We start from the raw sequence: 22,885 nt of genomic DNA on the forward strand, positions 1-22,885 counted from the left end.
ATGAAACCCATCAATCGACTATATTTATCCAGTGATGAAATTCAGGTCACCGATATCAATATTATGTTAGAGCTCTCTGCCGCAGGGCGTGGCTTTGTCACTGTGAATACCGATGAGGATTACACAGGGAAATTAGTGCGCCTTGATGTCGGTTATCCCGAATTATTATTGCGTTATTTCACGGGTTACGTTGAGCGGTCTCAGCCCTCATCCAACGGATTTCAACGGTTATTTATTCGTGAACTGGTTGGCGTATTTGAACGTGAGTGGCCATGTTCTTTTCAGCATCCCACTTTGCGCACTATTGCCGAACACCTGCAAAAGGAAAGCGGGCTAACCTTTCAATTACCTGATGCGCCTTATGTGAATGAGCCTATTCCTCACTTTACCCACAGTGGTACAGGTTATCAGCTATTAGCCAACTTAGGGCATGTGTTCAATATTGATGATTATGTGTGGCAGCAATTGCCTAATGGCCATGTATATGTGGGCAGTTGGCCACATTCGCTATTTGCCAATAAACCCGTTGAAATCCCGAATGAATTTGCCACTTCACAGGCAGGCGGGAACAGCATGACCATTCCGATGGTGCAATCATTAAGACCAGGTGTGAATACCAACGGCAAACGTCTCCAAAAAGTGAACCTTATCAATGAAGATATGACGCTCACGTGGGCAATCACCAATAAAATCATAGGGAAACCCGCTAACAAGAGCCCCATTCAAAACCAAATCGACAATGCCTATCCTGAACTGGCGGCAGGTTTACACCTGCCTAAAACCGCGCGTATCGAAGCCCATAGTGAACCCGTTAGTGCTGGTGATATTTCTGACCCGTACCGCCCACGCTATGCGGTGGATGTGCAATTATTGGATGCCGACGGGAACCCTTCGAGCGCCCCTATTTACCGTGCAGTACCATTGCCGCTGCCAATGGCAGGGGGCGAGAGTGGCTTATTCCAATATCCACCCGTGGGTACCGTCGTGGAAATTGCCTTTGAAGGTGGCCGACCTGATAAGCCATTTATTCGCCAAACTCTTAGCCAGGGAAACACTTTGCCCGATATCCAACCAGGGGAACAATTGCAGCAACAGCGCCAAGAAGTTTCCCAGCGCATTACGCAAGATGGCAGCTGGCAACGACAAACTGACCAGACCATTAGTGAATCGTCCATGCATCGGCAAGTCACCGCAGACACGGAACAGCGCACTTTGGTCACCCGAGACACAACCATTCAAGCCACCGACAAAACGATGGTACTTGGCACAGCCACATTACTGGCAGGCGCTATCCAACAAATAGCCGACGGTGACTACAGCATTGCATCAAAGGGCAGTTTTGTGGCAAGTATTAATCGAAATGCTAATATTGATATTGTCGAAGATGCCATACTCACCGTTGGCCAAAAGCTGATTGAAAAGGTAGGCGCACTTAAGCAAAGCATCGCGGGTACCAAACAAGAAATCATTGCACCAGTTGTTTGGATTGGTAGCCAAGAAATTAATGTGGCGCAGTTGATGATTGATACATTAGATATCGTGAAAGAGTTGGCCGAACTCACTGCCAGTCACAGCCACCACAACACAGGAACGCCATTGAATGCCGATGCCATCAAAGGTACGGCAAGTAAATCAGATGGCTTGAAAGCAAAGTATCAGCCAGTTATTGGTTAACACAGTTTTAGTCCAACTCTTGCCCACAGCCGTGGGCTTTTTTATACCTGTAATTTAACAGCGTGTAAGACACGTCTAAGCACTCCAACCATCAAACCACATCAAGCAACCTTTCATTTGGATCACATCAACAGCATGGCGCAGGCGAAGCGCTACCCCACGAAATAAAGTTACCTACCACGTAAAATGCACTACACCGCACCCGCCTGCACAATTTAGATCTAAACTTTATTTCAGTTTTGAAATTCTACAAAACATATCGCCAAGCCGCGCTAGCACTAGGGCGTTGCCGAAAATCTCAAACTGAAATGAGTGAAAAGAATTTCAGGAGATTTCAGTTTTTGGATCACGAAATGGATCGCGTTAAAAACACAACATAATGAAAGATATAGAAAACTTCTATTTTATGTGGGTTTAACTAAATTTGGAAATTAGCCACATGGTTACAAAAAGCCTGTAGCAATGTGGCTTGAGAGGGAATTAAAAACTGAAACTATAATAACATTAACTTATACATAGCTCCTTGAACAAACGTCTTTGCTTCATTATCATCAAAAAATATATAACCTCGCATTATACTGTCCCGAGACGAATTCCAATTTTTCTCTAAATGCTCAATTAAACCATTATTTTTACTTTTAAAATTAGAATAATCTTTAGCACCCATTAAAAGAGGGGTAATTATTGCAGTAGCAACATAATTAATCTTATTTGTAAATATCATGTCAAAATTATCATTTTGAACACCAACAACTGAAAAAACATCTTCACACGTATAGTTTTCAGTTATAAACCTATCTCTTAAATCTTCATTTAACATATAAATAAAAATCCCCAAGATTCTATAAGCCACAAGCCCAAAAACTGAATCACCCCCAATATCATTATTACTATTATATTGATAAATAAGTAAATACTTAAAAAACTTCTCTATATCTCGTAAAGATAAATGGTGTTCTTTTATAAAAAAAGAAATAAAATTTTCATATCCAGCTTCGGAAAGTACCTTTAGATTTTTATCTTTACTAATCAAGCAATTTAAATATTTAATTGAATTACTATATATCGTATTATCATACTTTCTATGATATTCTATAAGGTCTATTTTAAATCCAATAAATTTATCTAGGTATCTATTTGCATTTATTGACTCTCCATATAATTTATTAATTGATGATGATAATTGATTAACATTAGTCACTAGTACAAATTTTACATTTTTTATATTAAATATATGCTTAATTGACTCTATCATCTTTAAAGCATAATTAGGCCTACACCTATCTAATTCATCAATAAAAACAATAACAGGGCTATCAAAAGCTAATGATTCAAGAATGCTTCTTAATGCATTAATATTCTCAGTAGATTTTTCATGTGTATCTAATAAATTATCAATAGTCGCGTCTATTGCTGTTGCGGTTTGATCTTTCAAGGCATCTGATAAGTCTTCACCTAGTTTTTCTGCATTTTCTTTAAGTATTAAAGTAGTACTAGCATTAAGAAAAACCTTTGAAACATATTTAATAACAGGTATTGCCTTGTTTATTATTGATTTTTTATCTTCTTTATCTGGAAACAATGACACTATAGCTGCTATTAATGTTAAAATAGGCTCATCTGAACTATCAGCATTAAAAGCATCAATATAAACACATTTTATTTCCTCATTGCTTACTTTCATTTCTTGAATTGTTTTAAGGCAAAACTCCGTTTTACCCGTTCCCCAATCACCATTTATCACTATTGGTGAGAGGTCAATATCACTGTTTAGTAAATTAATTAGTTTTTCTGCTATAGGTTTTCTAGAAAACTCATCCCTTGTAGAAAAAGATAGTTCAGATTGCATATAACCTCCAATTAAAATTTTAAGTAAATGAAGTTATAGCAAATTAATTTTTATTATCAATACAGTATATAACTTTGTCACTACAAATCTCACATTTCCAGCAACAAAAAAACTTATCCTCAAAAGTAAAATTAGACGTTTAATCCCAGACATAAACTATCTATAAAATTAATTCCGAGACTATTTTTTATACATAGGTAATCAAAAACAGCTTCATAGAGATGTCGACACTTCTTACAGATTTAAATCTCTTCAAAATCTCTGTCGCCATTTTGTCGCCATTGGCTTTTAGATACAAAAAAGCCACTTGCTAAGAAGTGGCTTAATGTGCTGATTTAACAGCTAAAATTTGGTGGCCCCTACTGGACTTGAACCAGTGACCAATCGATTATGAGTCGACTGCTCTAACCAACTGAGCTAAGGGGCCAAAGTGGAAAGGATTATACGTGCAGTTTTCTCTTAGGTCTAGTGTTTCAAAACTGTATGGCGAAATTGTGTTCAAATCAATCGCATCACTTATAATTCAAAGTGATAGCATCACCAAAAACTATCATTCTTTCATACTTGCCATAAAGCCTCGTTTATTTTTGTCATTTTTAATTCAACCAATGCTCATAGTATCCATGACATTAAAAATCAATCTATATCAAATTAAAAATATAAACCACAGCATAAACACAATCAGGCTTATTAAACATTCTTCCCCCAATCATTTGATATAGAACAACAATTTTCTCATCAAGATCTCACAATATGATTTATAGATAATTCGCTGATAGGACAAAAATGATGAAAAAAGTACGTGCAGTTCAATATGGTTGCGGGAAAATGGGTAAATACCTAATCCGTTACTTACAAGAACATGGCGCTGAAGTTGTGGCAGCTTTTGATATCAATGAAGCTGTAATCGGCAAAGATATAGGCGAAATTGCAGGAACCGCACTAACTGGAGTCAAAGTCCAAGCACTCCATGAAGCAGACAAAACACTCGAAACCTTAAAACCTGATGTTGGGATCATTGCCACACTGAGCACGATGGCTGATTTAGAAGATGCATTTTCCTTATTTGCCCGCCACGGTGTTAATGCCATTTCAACCGGAGAGGAAGCGCTTTACCCTTGGAATTCCTCACCAGAAATAACCCAAAAACTTGATATATTGGCCAAAGAAAATAATTGTACCTTAGCAGGGAGTGGCTACCCAGATATGTATTGGGGAGTGTTGATCGACACCTTAGCAGGTTCAATGCATAAATTAGTAAAAGTTAAAGGCTCTAGTTGCTATAACGTTGAAGATTACGGTATTGCCTTAGCTGTTGGTCATGGCGCAGGGTTAACTGTTAATGAATTTAATCAACAAATCGGTAACTACAATGATTTACCATACGACGTTATCTCACAAAAAATTGAAAGCGGTGAATATGCACCTCCGTACATGTGGACGCAAAATGGTTGGTTATGTAGCCGCCTAGGGTTAACCATTACAAGCCAAATTCAGCGCTGTGTTCCACAAATCGCCAAACAAGATACCTATTCAGACACCTTAAAAATGACCGTCAAAAAAGGGGATGTACTCGGTTTATCTGCTGTTGTGATCACCGAAACAGCAGAAGGCGTTACCCTTGAAACAGAATGTATTGGTAAAATTTTGACCGCTGATGAATGTGATAAAAATAGTTGGCAATTAATTGGTGAGCCAGATACGTCTATTGAAGTGAATAACCCAGCGACAGTTGAGTTAACTTGTGCCAATTTAGTCAACCGCATCCCTGCACTGATTAATAGCCCTGCGGGATATACTACGACGGAAAAAATGCCAAATAACGTCTATATGACCAAACCAATGCACGAATATTTATAAGCCTATTTAGCCCACCCCAAAACACAGTGGTGGGCTTTTTGGCCGATTTAATGGCAATCGTTAACGGGGCTTGACCATTTGCCACTCTAAATGCCGTTTTATCGCGGGCCATTCTGACTCAATAATGCTGTAAATACAGCTATCACGCAGTTCCCCTGTACGAGTGAGCATATGGTTTCTGAGGACCCCATCAAGTTTTGCTCCCAGACGTTCAATCGCTCTGCGACTTTGTTGATTTAAAAAGTGCGTTCTTAACTCCACAGCAACACAATTTAATTGTTCAAAAGCATACTGTAATAACAGGTATTTAGCCTCAGTATTAATCGCTGTACGCTGCACTTCTTTACCGTACCATGTCGCGCCAATTTCAACTCGCCTAACCACACTATCAATACGCAGATAGGAAGTCATACCAACTGCATTACCTGTTTTTTTATCAATAACAACAAAAGGCAACATTTCTTTTTGTTGAAACCGCTTAAGACGGTTATCCACATCTTTAGCGACATTTTCAGGTTCAGGGACAGAGGTATACCATAACTTATGTAGCCCATCCTTTTGGATCATAGCAGACAACGCTTGATCGTATTGATGAGATAAAAACTCCAAGCGAACGTGTGAACCTTCTAAAGTGATAGTTTGGCAAATTTCTTTCATAGGCTGTGAGTTCCTGACAAGTAAATGTTGATTGTGCGTGAATATTAATTTGAATGTTATTGATAATTTATTTTTATGACAAAATAATAAATTTCTCCGCTATATTTAGATTAACTCCGCACTTTTAATTAAAAGTCATGATAAAAATCACAAAAAATTAACATTATTACCAATTCATCATCCCATTAGGCTACAGTTAACTCATCTGACCTGTTAATAGAGCCCGAAATGGGAGTATAATAATGAGCAATTTTCCACACCTTTTTACCCCTCTAGATTTAGGCCATACCGTTCTAAAAAATAGAATATTAATGGGCTCAATGCATACTGGGCTCGAAGAGCATCCTGAAGGAAGTGAAAGACTCGCACATTTTTATCGTTTACGTGCAGAAAATGGGGTCAGTCTTATTATTACTGGGGGAATAGCGCCAAGCCCAGAAGGGGCACTAACTGCTCATGGGGCTGTACTCAATAACCAAGAGCAGCTCCCCTTCCATCAGCATATTACAAACGAAGTTCATCAAGCAGGCGGAAAAATTGCTTTACAAATCCTACATGCAGGCCGTTATGGCTTGCACCCCGCATTAGTTGCCCCCAGTGCTATTCAAGCTGAAATTATTCCATTTCCCCCTAAAGCACTGACATCTGATGAAGTAAAAAAAACCATACAAGATTTTGTCACTACTGCAAAATTAGCCCAACGAGCGGGATATGATGGTGTTGAAATCATGGGTTCTGAAGGTTACTTAATCAACCAGTTTATTACCAAGCGCACTAACCATAGGGACGATGAGTGGGGAGGAAGCTATGCAAACCGCATTCGTTTTCCCATTGAAATTGTTCGTCAAGTACGAGAAGCCGTTGGGGATAATTTTATTATTATTTACCGGCTTTCCATGCTTGATCTCGTCGAGGATGGCTCCACTTGGGAAGAAATAGAGTTACTAGCAAAACAAATTGAGCTTGCCGGCGCGAGCTTAATTAATACAGGGATTGGTTGGCATGAGGCCAGAGTTCCCACAATTGCAACTCAAGTCCCTCGCAGTGCATTTAGCTGGGTTACTCAAAAGTTAATGGGTAAAGTTAATATTCCATTGATCACAACCAACCGTATCAATGACCCGTATGTAGCTGAGCAAATTATCGCTAATCAACAAGCGGATATGGTTTCCATGGCTCGCCCTTTTCTTGCTGACGAGTCATTTGTTCGCAAAGCTGCGGAAAACCGAGCAGATGAAATAAACACCTGCATTGGCTGTAATCAAGCCTGTCTAGACCTCATTTTTAGCGGAAAATTAGCCAGTTGCCTAGTTAACCCTCAAGCCGTCAGGGAGTTTGATTATCCTAACGAAAAAGCCACGATTAGCAAATCAGTGGCAATAGTCGGTGCAGGCCCCGCAGGGCTTTCTTGCGCTATTTATGCCGCTAAACGTGGGCATCGAGTCACCCTATTTGAAAAATCTAATCATATTGGTGGGCAATTTAACCTCGCAAAGCAAATTCCCGGTAAAGAAGAATTCCATGAAACGATCCGTTATTTTTGCCGACAGCTACAATTATTGAATGTGGATGTACGCCTTGAACAGCAAGCCGATGTAGACAACTTGTCAGGCTTTGATGATGTGATTATTGCAACGGGTGTTGTACCACGCCAAATTCAGCTTGAGGGGATAGACCATCATAAGGTCATTTCCTATATAGATGTTATTACCCAACAACGCCCTGTAGGGAAAAATGTCGCTATCATTGGTGCTGGGGGGATTGGTTTTGATGTCGCAGAGCTATTAACCCAAACAGGAAAAAGTAGCAGTTTAGATACTTCGTTATTTAACGAAGAATGGAATATTGATACTTCAATTCACTCTAAAGGTGGTATATACCCTCCACAAAAACGGCCAATAGAGCCTGCTCGTCACCTCTATTTATTGCAACGTAAAAATAGTAAAGTTGGCGCTAATTTAGGGAAAACAACTGGTTGGGTACATCGTTTGTCTCTTATGAAGCGCGGTGTAAAAATGTTGAATGGCGTTGAATACATGCGAGTTGATGACAACGGGCTACATATTCGTTATCAAGATAAAATACAGTGCCTTCCCGTTGATAATGTCATTCTTTGCGCAGGGCAAGAACCTTATCGCCCGTTGAAAATACAGTTAGCAAAACTCGGCATTAATGCGCATGTTATTGGTGGTGCAGATATAGCAGCAGAACTCGATGCACGCCGAGCCATCGAGCAAGGCATGAAAATAGCTTACCAACTTTAACTTCTTCCCCCTTGTGCTAAGCCATTAGCTTAAGGGGCTTTTCTGTGCCCCAACTTTAAGCTCAACCTGACTATCTACTCTTATCTGACTTTAATAACTCAAATTGTTATGTTATAACATATCATTATTTCATGGATAATTTGAGGCTTTATGACACTTTCAACTGAATTACCCTCTTCTGTTTTGCCTGACGCACAAGCACAAAATGACACTCACAGTAATATCAAGCTTGACTGGGTTGGAATGACAGGGATTGCTTTGCCCATTGAAATTGAAAGCCGCCCAGTTAATGCGACTATCGATATTGGCGTTGATCTACAAGGGCAAAAAGGGGTCCACATGTCTCGTCTCTATCAAATATTGGATGGCCTAACACAAAATGAACTGACGCCAGATTTAATAAAGCAAACATTAGAACAAGTATTATTGTCGCATCAAACTATTTCATCGAAGGCTCATATCCGATTTTATGGTGATATTTTATTATCGCGCCGTTCGTTAGTATCAGCTCAATTTGGTTGGAAAGCCTATCCGTTTGAGATTTCAGCATCATTTGATAAGTCACTATCCCTTTATTTGAAAGTCGGAGTCCCCTATTCATCAACTTGCCCAAGCTCTGCCGCACTCAGCAGCCAAGTTATGCAACAACAGTTTGCGATTGATTTTGATGATACAGAACAAACATTAACTCAATCTCAAGTCCTTGATTGGTTGATTAAACAAGGGGTCCCAGCAATACCACACAGTCAACGCAGTTGGGCATGGGTAACCATCAAGCTAAAAACAACTTATAAAGAGCTTCCTATTATTGAGTTAATCAACCAAATCGAAAATATTCTTTCCACCCCAGTACAAACGGTGGTGAAACGTAAAGATGAACAAGCTTTTGCTATTGTTAATGGGCAGAACTTGATGTTTTGTGAAGATGCCGCTCGTAAACTAGTGAATGCCTTTCGCCATCAATGCCAATTTGACGAAGCGACGATCCACATTGATCACCAAGAAAGCTTACATGCCCATAATGCGATTGCCCACACACAATGGAAACGGAGTCTGTATGTTGCGTAAAAACCCATCGGGGCACTCGCCTGTTGTATCGGAAAAAGCATATATTGACCCTACCGCCATTATCTGCGGTAAAGTGATTATTGAAGATTATGTTTACGTTGGTCCATATGCCGTGATCCGTGCTGATGAACTCAATGAAAATGCAGATATGTCCCCCATCGTGATCGGCTCACACTCAAATATTCAAGATGGGGTGGTAATTCACTCAAAAAGTGGCGCGGGTGTACAAATTGGCTCACACACATCGATTGCGCACCGAGCAATTGTCCATGGCCCTTGTGAAATTGCTGAGCGCGTGTTTATTGGCTTTAATAGCGTTTTATTTAACTGCAAAATTGGTAAAAACAGTGTGATCCGCTATAACGCAGTCGTCGATGGCTTAACACTGCCGGATGGTTTATATATTCCGTCATGCATACATGTGAACGCATACAGTGATTTATCGGCATTCAACCAAGTTGATCACGCTTCATTGCAATTCTCTGAAGAGGTCGCAACTACGAACATTCAACTTGTTGAAGGCTACCGTCGTCTACGTAATGAGTTTTAAATCTATAAGCTGTTAAAACAATAAGGGTAGAGTTTGCTTTCGCAGCCTCTACCCTATTTATCTAAATTCAGGAACACTTAATCACGATGAGATAACTGCGCTTCTGAATTTGCCAGTCTATCATCTTCGGCTAAGCAGACTGCAGCTGTGAAAAGGACATCAGTTGAAGAGTTAAGCCCCGTTTCCACTGAGTCTTGCAATACCCCAATCATCACACCAACAGCAACGACTTGCATGGCAACTTCATTCGAAATCCCAAACATGTTACATGCTAATGGGATAAGCAATAACGACCCGCCAGCAACCCCAGAAGCACCGCAAGCACAGACAGCAGCAACAACACTTAGCAACAGAGCTGTTGGAATATCAACAGGGATACCGAGTGTATGTACAGCGGCTAAAGTCAATACAGTGATTGTCACTGCAGCACCCGCCATATTAATGGTTGCACCTAATGGGATCGAAACAGAATAGGTATCTTCGTGAAGGTTCATACGGCGACACATTGCCATATTAACAGGTATATTGGCCGCAGAACTACGCGTAAAGAAGGCAGTTACACCACTTTCACGCAGGCAGGCAAATACCAAGGGGAATGGGTTACGCCTAATTTTCCAATAAACAATCAATGGGTTAACAACAAGTGCCACAACTAACATACAACCAACTAATACCGCTAGGACATGGATATAACCTTTTAAGGTTTCAAAACCAGTTGTTGCGATGGTAGAAGCGACCAAACCAAAAATCCCCACTGGTGCTAAACGGATCACAACGCGTACTAACTGAGTCACCGCATTAGAGAAATCATGCACTAAATTCTTTGTTGTATCGTTGGCATGACGCAATGCAATACCAAGCCCAATCGCCCATGCCAAAATACCAACATAGTTACCTTTAATTAATGCATCGATAGGGTTAGCAAAGATATTGATCAGTAAGCCTTTTAAAACTTCAGCAATATTACTTGGGGGGTTTAATTGAGAGTCTCCCACCACTAAAACTAAGTTAGATGGGAAAATGAAAGAACCAATGACTGCGACAACCGCGGCAAAAAAAGTCCCCAAGATATACAGAACCAGTATCGGTTTTATATTGGTTTTTTGCCCTTGACGATGATTCGCAATTGACGACATGACTAATACCCAGACCAGCACGGGAGCGACTGCTTTCAACGCGCTAACAAATAGGTCGCCTAGTAGGGCAACATTTTTCGCCGCTGAAGGCCATAACCATGCCAGTAAGATACCTGCGATCAAACCAACCAGTATCTGCTTGACTAGACTACCTTGGCTAATTACTCGCCATAACCCTGTTTTATTTGTATCCATAGTAGACCTATATTAGTTATCTTTATTAGGAATTAAATGTGTTTGCACAGCAAGTATAAGGAATAATAGTCGCCTGAAAAGGCAATTATTCAAAATATACACAATGATTGACTTTATTTAACAAACATTTTACACATCTGTGATCTCAATAGAGTTTTGTTTCTTAAAGTAGAATAGAGAATTTTAAAATGAGTGAATACTTTCAGAAGGTTAAAACAAAAAAAGCCCCCAACTTTCCAGCGGAGGCTTCAACTAAAACCACTAAATTAACTTTTGGCTTCGTTTCGTTTATTAACAATTGTATTAATAATTAACGTTATAACTAGTATGGACGCAATAACCCCAAGAGAAATAGCCGTTGGAATATGAAAAATATCAATTAACAGCATTTTTATACCGATAAAGCTTAAAATGACCGCTAAACCGTATTTGAGCATTGAGAACTTTTCTGCCACACCAGCTAATAAAAAGTACATCGCACGTAGCCCTAAAATAGCAAATAGGTTCGATGTTAAGACAATGAACGGGTCAGTTGTTACCGCAAAAATAGCGGGTATGCTATCAACCGCAAATATCACATCACTAATTTCAACTAAAATTAGCACTAAAATTAATGGGGTTGCGAACAATATCCCATTCTTTTTAATAAAGAATTTTTCCCCATGTAATTCATCGGTCATACGTAAATGTGAGCGCACCCATTTGACCAGAGGTTTATCCGTAATAGGGGAATCGTCCTCTTTAGCAAATGCCATTTTAAGCCCGGTAAATAATAAAAACAGGCCAAATACATATAAAATCCAGCTAAATTGCGTAACTAACCAACTACCAGCAAAAATCATAATCGTACGCAATACGATGGCACCCAGTACACCGTACACAAGGACACGACGTTGTAAATTTGCTGGAATAGCAAAATAACTAAAGAGCATTAACCAGACAAATACATTATCTATCGCTAATGCTTTTTCTAATAAATAACCGGTTAAAAATGCGATAGTTTGGTTATCAGCAAACTCACGCCCCACGTTATCATTAAGATACCACCAAAACCCTGCGGCAAAGAGTAATGAAAGTGTCACCCATACAATACTCCAAGCAGCCGCTTGCTTCATCGACATGGCTTGGCCTTTATGTTTTCCCTGCCAAAACAAATCGATAAGTAACATGAGTAAAATAATAACTGCAAAACTACCCCATAAAACAGGGTTACCGACTGAATGCATTTTCCTATCCCTTAAAAACAAAAAACGGCTGATATCCAGAAGACATCAGCCGCTTAAAATTTTTTAACCTCAAGGAGTTATCTATTGGTTGTAAATTATGAGCAAACCTCGCCTTCTGGCAAGGTCTCACTTACAACACAAATTACCTGAGATTAGGAAACTGTGGTGCTCGGCTACCGGGTGTAATTTGTACACCGTAATGACGATAAACCGACAAGAAGAAGTTACTCCCCTTTGCTATGGCGATAAGATACGGTAAATAATCTTAAAATGCAATAATTAGCAACGAGGGTTTTATCACTCTTTTTTCACATTAAAAAATGAAAGAACAATCATATTTCACATTTATCATCTAAAAAATAGGTTAAAAGCGGGTTTTAAGCACTTTAAACCTGTATACAATGAGCGATAAATTGTAAAAATAAGCCAAAACTTAAATGAATTCTAAAAATAAGCTTAAAATTTACTGTTTAGTTATTTTCTGTTTTGTTAAAGTGAGCGTGCTTTACACTAACAGCCTGAGGAAACAACACTTTCACTTTGGCATTCACTTAATCCATTTCTCCCTGCCCAACAACAAGTTTGTTGCTGTTATTGCCGTTTAGGAAACATTAATGGAATTAGTTAAAGAACTTTTTTTTGCCCTTTGGCACCAAGATTATGTCACCCTGTCTAACCCCGCGTTAGTCTGGTCGATTTACTTCATGCTGTTCGCTATCTTGTTTCTTGAAAACGGGGTTTTGCCTGCGGCTTTTTTACCTGGCGATAGCTTATTGATTCTAGTCGGTGTGCTCATCGCTAAAGGTACGCTAAGTTATCCACTGACGATCGCAATTTTAACTGCCGGGGCAAGCTTAGGCTGCTGGGTTGGTTATATACAAGGGCGATGGTTAGGGAATACACGCTTAGTTAAAGGGTGGCTTGCACATTTACCAGAACACTACCACCAGCGCGCATATGGGCTTTTCCATCGCCATGGCCTCGCTGCATTATTAGTTGGCCGTTTTTTAGCCTTCGTCAGAACATTATTACCCACCATCGCGGGCCTTGCAGGTTTGCAGAATGGCCGTTTCCAAGTCTTTAACTGGCTAAGTGGTCTACTATGGGTTCTGATTTTAACCGCTATTGGCTATGGGTTTGGTAAAAGCCCTATTTTCCTGCAGTATGAACATCATATTATGAATGTCTTGATGTTAATCCCTGTGGGTCTGCTGATTATAGGTTTAATCGGTAGTATTGCTGTTGTTGTAAAGAAAAAACTCTCAAGCAAAAAAGCAAACTAAATCTACGATGGGGGTCTATTGGCCCCCATATTTTTAGTTTTACTTTTATTTACCCTCTGTTAATTTATCAAAGAGTTACCTCCTTAACTCCTTGATAAAAAACTATTCTTAATCATTTCATTATGTAAATTTTCCTTTGTTACATGCACTTGGCCTAAATAATCCATTGCACTTAGTACAAAAAAAGCTATTGTTAATACAGCAATTACGATTTTTCTATTAACAGGAGGTTGTACATGTCAGCTAACCATTCATCAGAAGACTTACGTGCGGAATTACGGGCTTTAGCAGATTCTCTGGAAGCGGTACTCAATGATACCGGTGAAAAATCGAAAGAAGAGATTGAAAGCCTAAAATCCAAGGCAAAAGATGCATTGTGTTCATCACGCGCTAAACTCAGCCAAACCACTGAGCGGATCACAGAACAAACCAAGGAAATCGCGGGACGAGCGGATAACTATGTGAAGGAAAACCCGTGGACAGGCATCGGTATTGGTGCAGCCGTCGGGGTTGTTCTTGGCGTATTACTCGCTAAACGTTAATCGTATATGGAACAAAACCAACAACGTCAGGGCCCCGGGAAAGGGGTCCTTGAAATATTGCAACGTATCGCAAGTATCACTGTGAATGTTGTTGAAACTCGTCTTCAGCTTATTGCCGTTGAGCTTGAAGAGGAGAAAATCAACTTTATTCAACTATTACTGTTAGTTGGGCTAGCTCTCCTATTTACTGCTTTTGGTTTGATGTGTTTAATCGGTTTAATCTTTTGGTCAGTCGACCCCGTCTATCGCTATCAAGCACTGGCAATGACAACAGGGAGTCTGATCATACTCGCTATTATTTTTGCCCTTTGGGCATTAAAAAAAGCGAAGCAATCAACGTTATTGGGTTCTACTCGAGAGCAGTTAAGCCAAGATGCTAATGCTTTAGCGGGAAAGGATAATGAGCAGAAATAAGCGCCAATTATTAGCCACCAAAAAACAAATGTTAATCAAAAGGATTGAGCAGCAACGGAGTGACCTTGCTGCTTCTTCTAAAGATTGGCTACAAACCACTGAACGCTACGACCGCACATGGAAATTTTTTATTACCTTCCGCCCTCTGTTTATTGCCGCAACAGGAATACTGTCAATCTACTCATTGAAAAAGCCTCAAAAACTTTTACGGTTAGGTAAAAAAGCACTCACAATTTGGAGTTTGGCTCGAACAGTACAAAGCACCCTCAACGCAAGTAAAAAATAATCCTCTATTTTGAAATCAATTAATCGCTATAGGTTAATAAAATCCCCCTTTCCTGAAATCAACTCCAACAATTTATTTATTATTCAATTTTTTTGTACTTGTTTGTTAATAAGCTTTGCTTTTTATTGAATAAATAAATCACTACTATAAGCACATCAAATGTTTTCTTATCTATTAGTGCTGAAAACAACACTACAAAGCGACATATATCGCAATTTAATAAAATTTAATAGCTTATTAGTCTGGAGAGTCTCGATGAAAAATTTAGAAAGTGGTGCGATATTATTGGCTCGTATCATGATGCCAATCCTATTTATTGTCGCTGGGTACGGGAAACTAGGTGATGCTTATGCAGGAACACAACAATATATGCAAGCAATGGGCGTCCCTGGGTTTTTATTACCTTTAACCATTTTATTAGAATTTGGCGGCGGCTTAGCAATCCTATTTGGTTTCTTAACCAGAACTGTTGCCTTGTTTACAGCAGGCTTTACTGTACTAACAGCATTGCTGTTCCACATTGACTTTAGTGTTGCACCAAACAGCCTAATGTTTATGAAGAACTTTACGATTGCGGGCGGCTTCTTACTGTTAGCAGTCACTGGTCCGGGTAAATTTAGTATCGACCATTTATTAAATAAAAAATGGTAACTCCGATTTCATTATCACCCTTGTGAATTTATTTGATTTTTTTGTCCAATTTATACCTCCTTCGGGAGGTATTTTTTTGTCTAAAATAAAGGTATTGAATCAGTGAAGAGAAAATCACTTAGTTGAGGTGTCCTCGGTAGGCAGCAAATTGAGTCATCCCGTGAGCATACATAAGTATGTGACTCGGGTGACTCAATGAAGCCAACACCCCTACGGCTCAAAATATAACGAGTTTACACCCTAAATAATTTGGGGATTTCTCGGAGACACCACGACTTAGCCTCCCCCATACTATCTCTGCGCCACGCCATAATAATATTCGTCTCATGACTAAATTCAGCCCCGACAACTTTTAAGCGCCCTTCTCGAATATCTTGTTCAACCATTGGATATGGCATAGTTGCCACCCCTAACCCTGCCAGCAATGCATTTCGTTTATCTTCAATTGTCGATACTGTTAATCGCTGCTGTTTATCCAATAATTGTACGGTGATCACTGGGCGTTCTCGCGCAGTATCTGCAACCGCGATCCCTCGATATTTCACTCGTACCGCATCTGAAAGCGGCTCAGGTTCTTGATGAATAGGATGATCAGGGCTCGCAACATAAATATGGTTAATGGTATATAACGATTTCGAGTTAATTTCAGATGAAGAACGAAAATGCATATCAGGGGCAATCACAATATCCGCTTTACCACTTTCAAGGCGTTCCCATGCCCCTGCTAACACCTCAGTAATTAATGATAATTGTGTTTCTGATTTCTCAGCCAAACGTTCAACCAGAGGAAATAATGACTGAGCTGGAATTAATGCTTCACACACTATTGTCAGGTGTGTTTCCCACCCTTTTGCTAAGGCCTCAGCATCCGAAGTCAATTTATCGGCCGCCTCAAGTAGAATCCGTCCTCTATCCAGCAACATTCTACCGACATTGGTAAATTTGGTTCTATGTCCTGAACGGTCGAATAAAATGACATCGAGCTCTTCTTCTAATTTTTGCATGGTATAACTAAGCGCGGAAGGTACTCGACCTAACTCTTCTGCCGCTGCTGCAAAGCTACCACGCCGGTCGATTGCATCCATCACCCTTAATGATTCAAGCGTTAATGCTCTCTCTTTACTCATGACGTATCTCTTTCAGGAAATTTGAATAAAGGAAACAGATTAACTGGCTAACAATTCAACGTCCAGCTATTTATTATAACAATATAGTATTAATTTATTAATTTTAGCTGAGGGGCAACCATTATGATGACACTTAGACCCGCTAACCATTGTGGAAAAGCAGACTATGGTTGGCTACAAGCGCGTTACGCCTTCTCATTTGGCCACTACTTTGACCCTGACTTTATGGGTTTTAAAACCCTACGAGTGTTAAATCAAGAAGTTATTGCGCCACAAAACGCCTTACAACCTAGAATGTACCCTCATGTTGATATATTAAACATTATTCTTAAAGGGCATGCGCAATACCGTGATAGTCAAGGTAATACAATACAAGCCAGTGAAGGGGAATGTGTGCGTTTCTCACCCCGTTCAGACCTCAGCTATAGCGAGCAAAACATTTGCCCACAAACACCATTAACTCGCTTACAGCTTTGGTTAAATGCTTGCCCGCAACAAGAATCGCTTCCGTTACAAAAAATAGCGATTCAACAGGATGAAAACAAACTCATTGCGTCACCTGATGGTCAAAATCAAAGCATTCAATTACGTCAACAAATTTGGATAAACCATATCCATCTGGAGCCCCAAGAATCAGCTTCCATGACATTAAAAGGTAATAATGCATTCCTGCAATCCATACATGGCGGCGCAACTATACGCAGTCAGCAAGGTGAGAGTTTAATTATGGGCTGTAATGATGGCGTTTTTATCCAAAATGATAATGAAATCGTTATTACAGCAGATAAATATTTTCGAGGGTTATTGATTGACCTCGGCGACCAAAGCTAAACCGTTTTTTATAGCTATCTCAACATCATATTCTTTCCTTTAAGACTCAATTTTTTTCAATATCATGATTAAATTTGCGAACGGATTCGCAAATTTAATCATTTACATGTCCTACATATTGACACCCTTATGATAGAGTCCTGCCATTAGAGAGAAAGAAAATACGTTCTTTTCTAACTCAAATACTTTTTGATTTTGATTTTAAAGGTGTTTTAGTGGCCCTATTTACGCAGCAGCGACACAACCAAATTTTTGCACAAATACTCAATGAGGTCGTTCCTCAAGATGAGCTAGCAAAACTTTGCTCAGTTTCAACACGAACCATTCGTTCAGATATCAATGAAATCAATGAATTGATTCAGGAATATAGCGCACACATTGTGTATGAGCGTGGTCATGGTTATCGGTTAAAAATTGAGGATGAAGCCCTGTTTGCCACTTTCACCAAGCAAACTGAAGAGGAAAATAGCATTCCTCGTACGAGCAAGAACGCATTGACGCCTTGCTTCTCAAATTACTAATGCAATCCCTGCCAGTAAAGCTTGATGATATCGCTGAAGAATGGTTTATCAGTCGAGGTACTTTACAGCAAGACATGGGAGCGGTCAGGGAACAATTACATAAATATCAAATTTCATTAGAAAGTATTCCCCATCAAGGTATTCGGTTAAATGGTAGTGAATGGGCCGTTCGTGCTTGCATGACCGAAACGTTATGGCGCCGATATTCCGCACAGTTAACCCCAGACTTAACGTCTTTCCGCCCTGATTGCCTTGATAATTTAGACCTAACATATATTGACAAAGTCCTACATAACAGTATGAATCGGTTCGATATTCGTATTAGCAATGAAGGCCATTTGTACCTTGTTTTTAATTGTGCTGTAACTATTTTGCGTATTACTCGCGGCCATGAACTAACGACAACGGTAAAAAATGATGATAGCGAAGAAGTGATCCGCAAGGCATGTGATGAAATATCGAAAGGCCTAATTTACTTTCTTGGCAATGACCTTTCAGGGGCTGAGCTCAGTTACCTACACGATCAAATCATAGCTCAACGCATTAGCAATCAAGACCCGAGCAGCCAAAAAGTAGGGAGCCACAATGAATTATCCGAATATATTTTAAGCTATATCAACGAGTTATATAACTACGATTTGCGTAATGATGAAAAACTTAAAAAAGACCTCAACACTCATCTTGCTGCGCTAATCACCCGCCTGCAATACCATATTTCTACGCCAAATCCATTACTCTCTGATATTAAACAATATTATCCTTTTGCTTACGATGTCACCTTAAGTGCTTTAACGAGTGCAAGTAAGCAATTACTTCCCCACCCTATTAACGAAGACGAATTAGGTTATTTAGCCGTACATATTGGGGTTAGCCTTGAGCGAAATTACGGTGCAGGTTCAATTCGCCAGACCGAGGTACTCGTAGTCACTGATGCAGGGAACTCAACCTTCCGAGTCGTTGAATCAAAAATTATGCGTGAATTTCCACAACTTAAATTTAGTCGGGGCTTAACACTGCAAGAATATGAATCGCTAAATGAAGTTACGGAAGATTTTGTCATTACTACAGTTCGTGTTTCGGAAAAAAATAAACCCGTCATCAAAATCGCGCCTTTTCCTACACCTTACCAGCTAGAGCAAGTGGGCCGCCTTGCCATGGTAGACCAAACACGCCCCTACATCATTGAACGCTTCTTTGATGAACGCTTTTTTATGGTCGTTAACGAAAAAATTAGCCAAGCAGAGTTATTTCAAACCGTGTGCCATAAATTACAACGGGAAGGTTATGTCACTTCAGATTTCTATCCTTCTTTGCAAGAACGCGAATCCATTGTTTCCACGTTACTTGGGGAAGGGATTGCACTGCCGCATTCATTAGGGTTATTGGCGAATAAAACCGTCGTTGCCACTGTCGTTGCTCCACAAGGTATTGAATGGAATAAAGAAACGAAAGAAAACGCTTATGTCATTTTTCTATTGGCTATCAGCAAAGCGGATTATGAAGAAGCCATGGCAATCTATGATTTATTCGTCACCTTTGTGAAGGAAAAAACCACTCGCCGCCTAATAGGCGTCAAAAACTTTAATGAATTCCAAGTGATCGCTAAAGATAGCCTAGCGCGAATTCTTTAAGTTAAGAGCAACTTCCACTTAGTAATGGAAAAATGATGATTGATAGTTTTTACGTGATCCTAACCACAACTCCATCAAATGTTTTCCTATCCAAAACTGGTGATTTTACACGCTAAATGGCTAAGTGGAAGTCATTATCAGATACATTAGATGGCTTCCATTTAGAGCTTCCACTTTACCCTCCAATTCTATTTTCCATTTCCACTTGTTTATAAAAAATCATATCTATTTGATAGATATAAAATTTTAAAGAAAACCCCATAATTTAATTATTCAACAATAGTTGATAAACATCCGTTTTTTCCACTTATTTTCCAAATAGTCTAAAAAATAAACCATTCTTGTAAGTTCTAACTTCCAAATAATTTCCACTTATAAGTGGAAATTCATTGCCTGCAAAAATGAGTATGGACGTATTAAGGTATTAAGCATGAAGGAACAGAGTGGTCTAACTTGCAATATTACTTTGGATTTTAAATAGTTATGAGTGAATCAGTTGTAGTTTTTAAGATGTTAGAACATAACCTCGATATCGATGAGGTGACACAAAAACTGCTGGCAGTGATTACTGACTGGCTCAAGCAGGAGGACTGCTACACTACAGATGTACAACAACAAATGTTGCAATCTCACTTACGAGCCATGGTGGCAAGAGCAAAAACGGGTGAAGCCTTACCAGAAATCGATATCAGCCTGTTTGACGAAATATCAGCACATTCAATTGCACTAGCACAACGCGTTGTCGACACGTTACCCGGCTTGGCACAAGAAGAGACCTATTTACTCTCTGTTCACTTTGAAGTCGCTCGCGCGAATGATTAATTTTTAACATTGTAGAATTTGGAGAATATTTTATGAAACAGATGGTTGTTGTTATCGGAGATCGCTTAGGTAAAGGCCAAAAAGTGGCTGCAGGTGTGGAAGCTGCGGGTGGTAAAGCCATTGTCGTTCCTGGTGTTGCTGCGGATATGAAACTCGGTGACGTTATGAATGCAGAGCAAGCCGATTTAGGTATCTCTTTTTGTGGTAGCGGCGGCGCAGGCGCTATTACCGCTCAAACTAAATATGGTTACAAAGCTCGTTATGGGATGCGTTCTATCGAAGAGGGAGAGACCGCCATTGCGGATGGTTGCAACGTACTAGGTTTTGGTTTTATGGACAAGGAAGAGTTAGGTGAGCGCTTAGTTAAAGCTTTTAATAAAAAATACGGCAACGCTTAATGAAAAAATCTATCGAAACGGTTGTACGGGTAACAGGGCAAGGCGATACCAAACAAAAAGCCATTGCTGACGCCTTAAATTCAATTCAAAAAACCGTACTGAAAAACAATACAGATATCATCCTGCGGATAGAACCAAAGGATGTTGAGGTTGTTAGTGCTCACTCACAATCGCGAACAGAAAAGTTTCTTTTTATCTTTTTGCCACGCAAGCGTGAACATTTTCGTGTTGTACTCGACGTTTCGCTGGATGTCACCTTACTTTCTGTCAACGAAATACCATTTACAGAACAATAATAGCAATCAGGTCTGGAGTTAATTCCATGAGTGAAACTGCATCTTTTTTAGAAATATTGGGCATGTCCCTAATTATCGGTGGGCTCTGCGGCTTCGGTTTAGGAGCCGGGGCAGCGCGGATGTTCCACGCACCAACCGTACAAGGTATGGGGGCATTTCGTACTTTGGGTGAACTTAACGCCTGTGAAGGCGACCCAGCTTCACACTTTTCTTTCGGCTTAGGGTTCTTCTTTAACGCATGGGCTTCATCTGTTGCAGCTGGTGCATTTACCCAAGATGTCGACCACCGCATCATCCCAAACTGGGGCGCGGCCGCATTGTTAACCAAAAACCGCAGCGTAGCAGACACACTGCATAACCCGAAAAAAATGGCGATTGCTTGTGCCATTATCGGTGCGGTCGTGGTTGCGTTCTTAAATACCACCGCCTCTGCTGTTCCAGCGGCATTACAAACCACGGCGGTCAATGTATTAGTCCCCGCCGCTAACTTACTCGTCAACACCGTAATGCCAGTCATTTTCTGGTTAGCTGCGATGGATGCGGGCCGTCGTTCCGGTTTCTGGGCCACCCTATTTGGAGGCTGCGCACAGTTAATTATGGGTAACGCTATCCCTGGTTTAGTTTTAGGTATCTTGATTGGTAAAGGTGTTGATGACAACGGTTGGAACCGTATCACTCGTACTATGATGATCACTGTCGTGTTGTTGTTTGTATTAAGTGGTTTCTTCCGTGAGTTTGACCTGAAGATGATCACCTCCTTCAACCTAGATAAACCATTATGGCTTGAATACGTCCACGGACTGCTAAGCGGGAAATAATCATGACAACTGAAATTAACAAACAAGATTTTTGGTACGCTGAATGGTCCTTCCCAATCTTTGTTGGGCTGTTATCCGCAGGGATCTTTGCAGGTACTCACATGTATGTCGTCTATGGCTTCGGAGCGTTTAACGAAGTGGCCTTCGTAGCCATGCTGCGTGCAGGGTTAGATACTGGTGTTTACGGTGCAGTAGCGGCTTTCGGTGCTAGCTTCCTATTCGCTCGGATCATTGAAGGCTCATTAGTCGGTATCTTAGATATCGGTGGCGCATTACAAACGGGGATTGGTCTAGGTGTTCCTGCTCTATTCTTAGCCGCGGGCTGGGATATTTTAGTGACCAACTTCTGGATGTCACTGCTTACGGGTTTACTCCTTGGCGTGTTAATCGGTCTGTTAATCGTATTTGCACGTAAATTCACAATTGCCCAAGCCAACTCAACCTTCGGGGCTGATGTCATGATGGGTGCAGGTAACACATCAGGTCGATTCCTTGGGCCATTGATTATCCTTGCTGCAATGGCTGCATCCATCCCAATTGGTATTGGTTCTTTAATCGGCGCATTGGTTTTCTATGTATGGCAAAAACCTGTTGCAGGCGGTGCAATTTTAGGTGCGATGTTATTCGGTTATTTCTTCCCAATCGCCGCTTAATCCGCATTCTCTCGGAACATAGGTTAACGAAAACGCTACGGTTTATATCATTTAGAACAAACAGTTAGACATACTCTAAATAATTCAAATTGCAGCAAACGACGATATCCCTAGGAGCATACACCAGTATGTG

23 protein-coding genes and 1 tRNA gene are annotated in these 22,885 nt (G+C 40.2%); 18 read left to right on the top strand and 6 right to left on the bottom strand.

What is annotated here, in order from left to right:
- Positions 1-1,674: a hypothetical protein gene (locus ABE954_RS18135; RefSeq protein ID WP_272682375.1), complete on the top strand. Its 1,674-nt coding sequence runs from the start codon at positions 1-3 to the stop codon at positions 1,672-1,674.
- Between the two features lie 493 nt (positions 1,675-2,167).
- On the opposite strand, the gene ABE954_RS18140 is transcribed toward ABE954_RS18135, so the two are convergent.
- Together ABE954_RS18140 and ABE954_RS18145 are read right to left on the bottom strand one after the other, a co-directional pair.
- Positions 2,168-3,523, bottom strand: coding sequence for a P-loop NTPase fold protein (locus ABE954_RS18140; protein ID WP_369506057.1), 1,356 nt, complete (start codon positions 3,521-3,523; stop codon positions 2,168-2,170).
- Between the two features lie 350 nt (positions 3,524-3,873).
- Positions 3,874-3,950: transfer RNA gene (locus ABE954_RS18145), tRNA-Ile, on the bottom strand.
- Positions 3,951-4,309: 359 nt separating this feature from the next.
- Here ABE954_RS18145 and ABE954_RS18150 point away from each other — a divergent pair.
- On the top strand, positions 4,310-5,383 hold the full coding sequence (locus ABE954_RS18150) for a dihydrodipicolinate reductase (RefSeq protein WP_042846160.1): 1,074 nt from the start codon (positions 4,310-4,312) through the stop codon (positions 5,381-5,383).
- A 60-nt stretch (positions 5,384-5,443) separates the two neighbouring features.
- On the opposite strand, the gene ABE954_RS18155 is transcribed toward ABE954_RS18150, so the two are convergent.
- Complete coding sequence (locus ABE954_RS18155) at positions 5,444-6,040, bottom strand: GNAT family N-acetyltransferase (RefSeq protein WP_042846161.1); 597 nt, start codon at positions 6,038-6,040, stop codon at positions 5,444-5,446.
- 242 nt (positions 6,041-6,282) lie between these two features.
- On the opposite strand from ABE954_RS18155, the gene ABE954_RS18160 reads away from it, so the two are divergent.
- The 3 genes from ABE954_RS18160 (at position 6,283) to ABE954_RS18170 (ending at position 9,922) form a co-directional block, all read left to right on the top strand.
- Entirely contained in the window at positions 6,283-8,304 is a 2,022-nt protein-coding gene (locus ABE954_RS18160; RefSeq protein WP_042846162.1) for an NADPH-dependent 2,4-dienoyl-CoA reductase, read from the top strand.
- A gap of 150 nt (positions 8,305-8,454) precedes the next feature.
- Complete coding sequence (gene folE2 / locus ABE954_RS18165; RefSeq protein ID WP_042846163.1) at positions 8,455-9,372, top strand: GTP cyclohydrolase FolE2; 918 nt, start codon at positions 8,455-8,457, stop codon at positions 9,370-9,372.
- Complete coding sequence (locus ABE954_RS18170; RefSeq protein ID WP_042846165.1) at positions 9,362-9,922, top strand: carbonate dehydratase; 561 nt, start codon at positions 9,362-9,364, stop codon at positions 9,920-9,922. Before folE2 ends, ABE954_RS18170 begins: the two co-directional genes overlap by 11 nt.
- A gap of 77 nt (positions 9,923-9,999) precedes the next feature.
- On the opposite strand, the gene sstT is transcribed toward ABE954_RS18170, so the two are convergent.
- Both sstT and ABE954_RS18180 read right to left on the bottom strand, forming a co-directional pair.
- Positions 10,000-11,253: a serine/threonine transporter SstT gene (sstT, locus tag ABE954_RS18175; protein WP_048606197.1), complete on the bottom strand. Its 1,254-nt coding sequence runs from the start codon at positions 11,251-11,253 to the stop codon at positions 10,000-10,002.
- A 266-nt stretch (positions 11,254-11,519) separates the two neighbouring features.
- Positions 11,520-12,479 (bottom strand): TerC family protein, encoded by a 960-nt coding sequence (locus tag ABE954_RS18180; RefSeq protein ID WP_042846168.1) that lies wholly within the window; start codon positions 12,477-12,479, stop codon positions 11,520-11,522.
- A 614-nt stretch (positions 12,480-13,093) separates the two neighbouring features.
- Between ABE954_RS18180 and ABE954_RS18185 the strand changes: the two genes are divergently transcribed.
- From ABE954_RS18185 to ABE954_RS18205, 5 genes are all read left to right on the top strand, one after another.
- Positions 13,094-13,762 carry a DedA family protein gene (locus tag ABE954_RS18185; RefSeq protein WP_042846170.1) on the top strand — a complete coding sequence of 223 codons (669 nt, stop codon included), beginning with the start codon at positions 13,094-13,096 and terminating at the stop codon, positions 13,760-13,762.
- A 236-nt stretch (positions 13,763-13,998) separates the two neighbouring features.
- Positions 13,999-14,304 (top strand): YqjD family protein, encoded by a 306-nt coding sequence (locus ABE954_RS18190; RefSeq protein WP_042846171.1) that lies wholly within the window; start codon positions 13,999-14,001, stop codon positions 14,302-14,304.
- 6 nt (positions 14,305-14,310) lie between these two features.
- Positions 14,311-14,718, top strand: a complete 408-nt coding sequence (locus ABE954_RS18195; protein ID WP_042846173.1) for a phage holin family protein — start codon at positions 14,311-14,313, stop codon at positions 14,716-14,718.
- The gene (locus ABE954_RS18200; RefSeq protein WP_042846174.1) at positions 14,705-15,004 is read left to right on the top strand and encodes a YqjK-like family protein; all 300 of its coding nucleotides are present in this window, start codon (positions 14,705-14,707) and stop codon (positions 15,002-15,004) included. The genes ABE954_RS18195 and ABE954_RS18200 overlap by 14 nt, the downstream gene beginning before the upstream one ends.
- A gap of 255 nt (positions 15,005-15,259) precedes the next feature.
- Entirely contained in the window at positions 15,260-15,655 is a 396-nt protein-coding gene (locus ABE954_RS18205; protein WP_129466423.1) for a DoxX family protein, read from the top strand.
- A gap of 233 nt (positions 15,656-15,888) precedes the next feature.
- Here the strand turns inward: ABE954_RS18205 and ABE954_RS18210 are convergent, their stop codons facing one another.
- Positions 15,889-16,782, bottom strand: coding sequence for a LysR family transcriptional regulator (locus tag ABE954_RS18210; protein ID WP_042846177.1), 894 nt, complete (start codon positions 16,780-16,782; stop codon positions 15,889-15,891).
- A 123-nt stretch (positions 16,783-16,905) separates the two neighbouring features.
- Between ABE954_RS18210 and ABE954_RS18215 the strand changes: the two genes are divergently transcribed.
- The 8 genes from ABE954_RS18215 to ABE954_RS18250 all read left to right on the top strand — a co-directional run bounded on the left by ABE954_RS18215 (position 16,906) and on the right by ABE954_RS18250 (position 22,752).
- Positions 16,906-17,613, top strand: coding sequence for a pirin family protein (locus ABE954_RS18215; RefSeq protein ID WP_071548610.1), 708 nt, complete (start codon positions 16,906-16,908; stop codon positions 17,611-17,613).
- Between the two features lie 215 nt (positions 17,614-17,828).
- Positions 17,829-18,134 carry an HTH domain-containing protein gene (locus tag ABE954_RS18220; RefSeq protein WP_371025649.1) on the top strand — a complete coding sequence of 102 codons (306 nt, stop codon included), beginning with the start codon at positions 17,829-17,831 and terminating at the stop codon, positions 18,132-18,134.
- Positions 18,134-19,765 carry a transcription antiterminator gene (locus ABE954_RS18225; RefSeq protein ID WP_371025650.1) on the top strand — a complete coding sequence of 544 codons (1,632 nt, stop codon included), beginning with the start codon at positions 18,134-18,136 and terminating at the stop codon, positions 19,763-19,765. The genes ABE954_RS18220 and ABE954_RS18225 overlap by 1 nt, the downstream gene beginning before the upstream one ends.
- 483 nt (positions 19,766-20,248) lie before the next feature.
- Positions 20,249-20,587, top strand: coding sequence for a transcriptional antiterminator (locus ABE954_RS18230; RefSeq protein WP_042846182.1), 339 nt, complete (start codon positions 20,249-20,251; stop codon positions 20,585-20,587).
- 32 nt (positions 20,588-20,619) lie between these two features.
- A complete protein-coding gene (locus ABE954_RS18235) occupies positions 20,620-20,985 on the top strand; it encodes an SFCGS family glycine-rich protein (protein WP_042846184.1) in 366 nt (121 codons plus the stop codon).
- A complete protein-coding gene (locus ABE954_RS18240) occupies positions 20,985-21,281 on the top strand; it encodes a DUF4312 family protein (protein ID WP_042846186.1) in 297 nt (98 codons plus the stop codon). Before ABE954_RS18235 ends, ABE954_RS18240 begins: the two co-directional genes overlap by 1 nt.
- A gap of 26 nt (positions 21,282-21,307) precedes the next feature.
- Positions 21,308-22,099 carry a DUF4311 domain-containing protein gene (locus ABE954_RS18245; RefSeq protein ID WP_042846187.1) on the top strand — a complete coding sequence of 264 codons (792 nt, stop codon included), beginning with the start codon at positions 21,308-21,310 and terminating at the stop codon, positions 22,097-22,099.
- A gap of 2 nt (positions 22,100-22,101) precedes the next feature.
- Entirely contained in the window at positions 22,102-22,752 is a 651-nt protein-coding gene (locus tag ABE954_RS18250) for a DUF4310 family protein (protein ID WP_042846188.1), read from the top strand.
- The last annotated feature ends 133 nt before the right edge of the window (positions 22,753-22,885 follow it).

Origin of the sequence: Providencia sp. TYF-12 (assembly GCF_041344805.1) — a bacterium.
Classification (GTDB): domain Bacteria; phylum Pseudomonadota; class Gammaproteobacteria; order Enterobacterales; family Enterobacteriaceae; genus Providencia; species Providencia huashanensis.

Coding starts and splice junctions, on each gene's coding strand:
- ABE954_RS18215 (WP_071548610.1), top strand. CDS start 16,906: ATGATGACACTTAGACCCGCTAACCATTGTGGAAAAGCAGACTATGGT.
- ABE954_RS18190 (WP_042846171.1), top strand. CDS start 13,999: ATGTCAGCTAACCATTCATCAGAAGACTTACGTGCGGAATTACGGGCT.
- ABE954_RS18155 (WP_042846161.1), bottom strand. CDS start 6,040: ATGAAAGAAATTTGCCAAACTATCACTTTAGAAGGTTCACACGTTCGC.
- ABE954_RS18170 (WP_042846165.1), top strand. CDS start 9,362: ATGTTGCGTAAAAACCCATCGGGGCACTCGCCTGTTGTATCGGAAAAA.
- ABE954_RS18235 (WP_042846184.1), top strand. CDS start 20,620: ATGAAACAGATGGTTGTTGTTATCGGAGATCGCTTAGGTAAAGGCCAA.
- ABE954_RS18245 (WP_042846187.1), top strand. CDS start 21,308: ATGAGTGAAACTGCATCTTTTTTAGAAATATTGGGCATGTCCCTAATT.
- ABE954_RS18195 (WP_042846173.1), top strand. CDS start 14,311: ATGGAACAAAACCAACAACGTCAGGGCCCCGGGAAAGGGGTCCTTGAA.
- ABE954_RS18230 (WP_042846182.1), top strand. CDS start 20,249: ATGAGTGAATCAGTTGTAGTTTTTAAGATGTTAGAACATAACCTCGAT.
- ABE954_RS18240 (WP_042846186.1), top strand. CDS start 20,985: ATGAAAAAATCTATCGAAACGGTTGTACGGGTAACAGGGCAAGGCGAT.
- ABE954_RS18140 (WP_369506057.1), bottom strand. CDS start 3,523: ATGCAATCTGAACTATCTTTTTCTACAAGGGATGAGTTTTCTAGAAAA.
- ABE954_RS18205 (WP_129466423.1), top strand. CDS start 15,260: ATGAAAAATTTAGAAAGTGGTGCGATATTATTGGCTCGTATCATGATG.
- sstT (WP_048606197.1), bottom strand. CDS start 11,253: ATGGATACAAATAAAACAGGGTTATGGCGAGTAATTAGCCAAGGTAGT.
- folE2 (WP_042846163.1), top strand. CDS start 8,455: ATGACACTTTCAACTGAATTACCCTCTTCTGTTTTGCCTGACGCACAA.
- ABE954_RS18250 (WP_042846188.1), top strand. CDS start 22,102: ATGACAACTGAAATTAACAAACAAGATTTTTGGTACGCTGAATGGTCC.
- ABE954_RS18210 (WP_042846177.1), bottom strand. CDS start 16,782: ATGAGTAAAGAGAGAGCATTAACGCTTGAATCATTAAGGGTGATGGAT.
- ABE954_RS18225 (WP_371025650.1), top strand. CDS start 18,134: ATGCAATCCCTGCCAGTAAAGCTTGATGATATCGCTGAAGAATGGTTT.
- ABE954_RS18180 (WP_042846168.1), bottom strand. CDS start 12,479: ATGCATTCAGTCGGTAACCCTGTTTTATGGGGTAGTTTTGCAGTTATT.
- ABE954_RS18185 (WP_042846170.1), top strand. CDS start 13,094: ATGGAATTAGTTAAAGAACTTTTTTTTGCCCTTTGGCACCAAGATTAT.
- ABE954_RS18135 (WP_272682375.1), top strand. CDS start 1: ATGAAACCCATCAATCGACTATATTTATCCAGTGATGAAATTCAGGTC.
- ABE954_RS18200 (WP_042846174.1), top strand. CDS start 14,705: ATGAGCAGAAATAAGCGCCAATTATTAGCCACCAAAAAACAAATGTTA.
- ABE954_RS18160 (WP_042846162.1), top strand. CDS start 6,283: ATGAGCAATTTTCCACACCTTTTTACCCCTCTAGATTTAGGCCATACC.
- ABE954_RS18150 (WP_042846160.1), top strand. CDS start 4,310: ATGATGAAAAAAGTACGTGCAGTTCAATATGGTTGCGGGAAAATGGGT.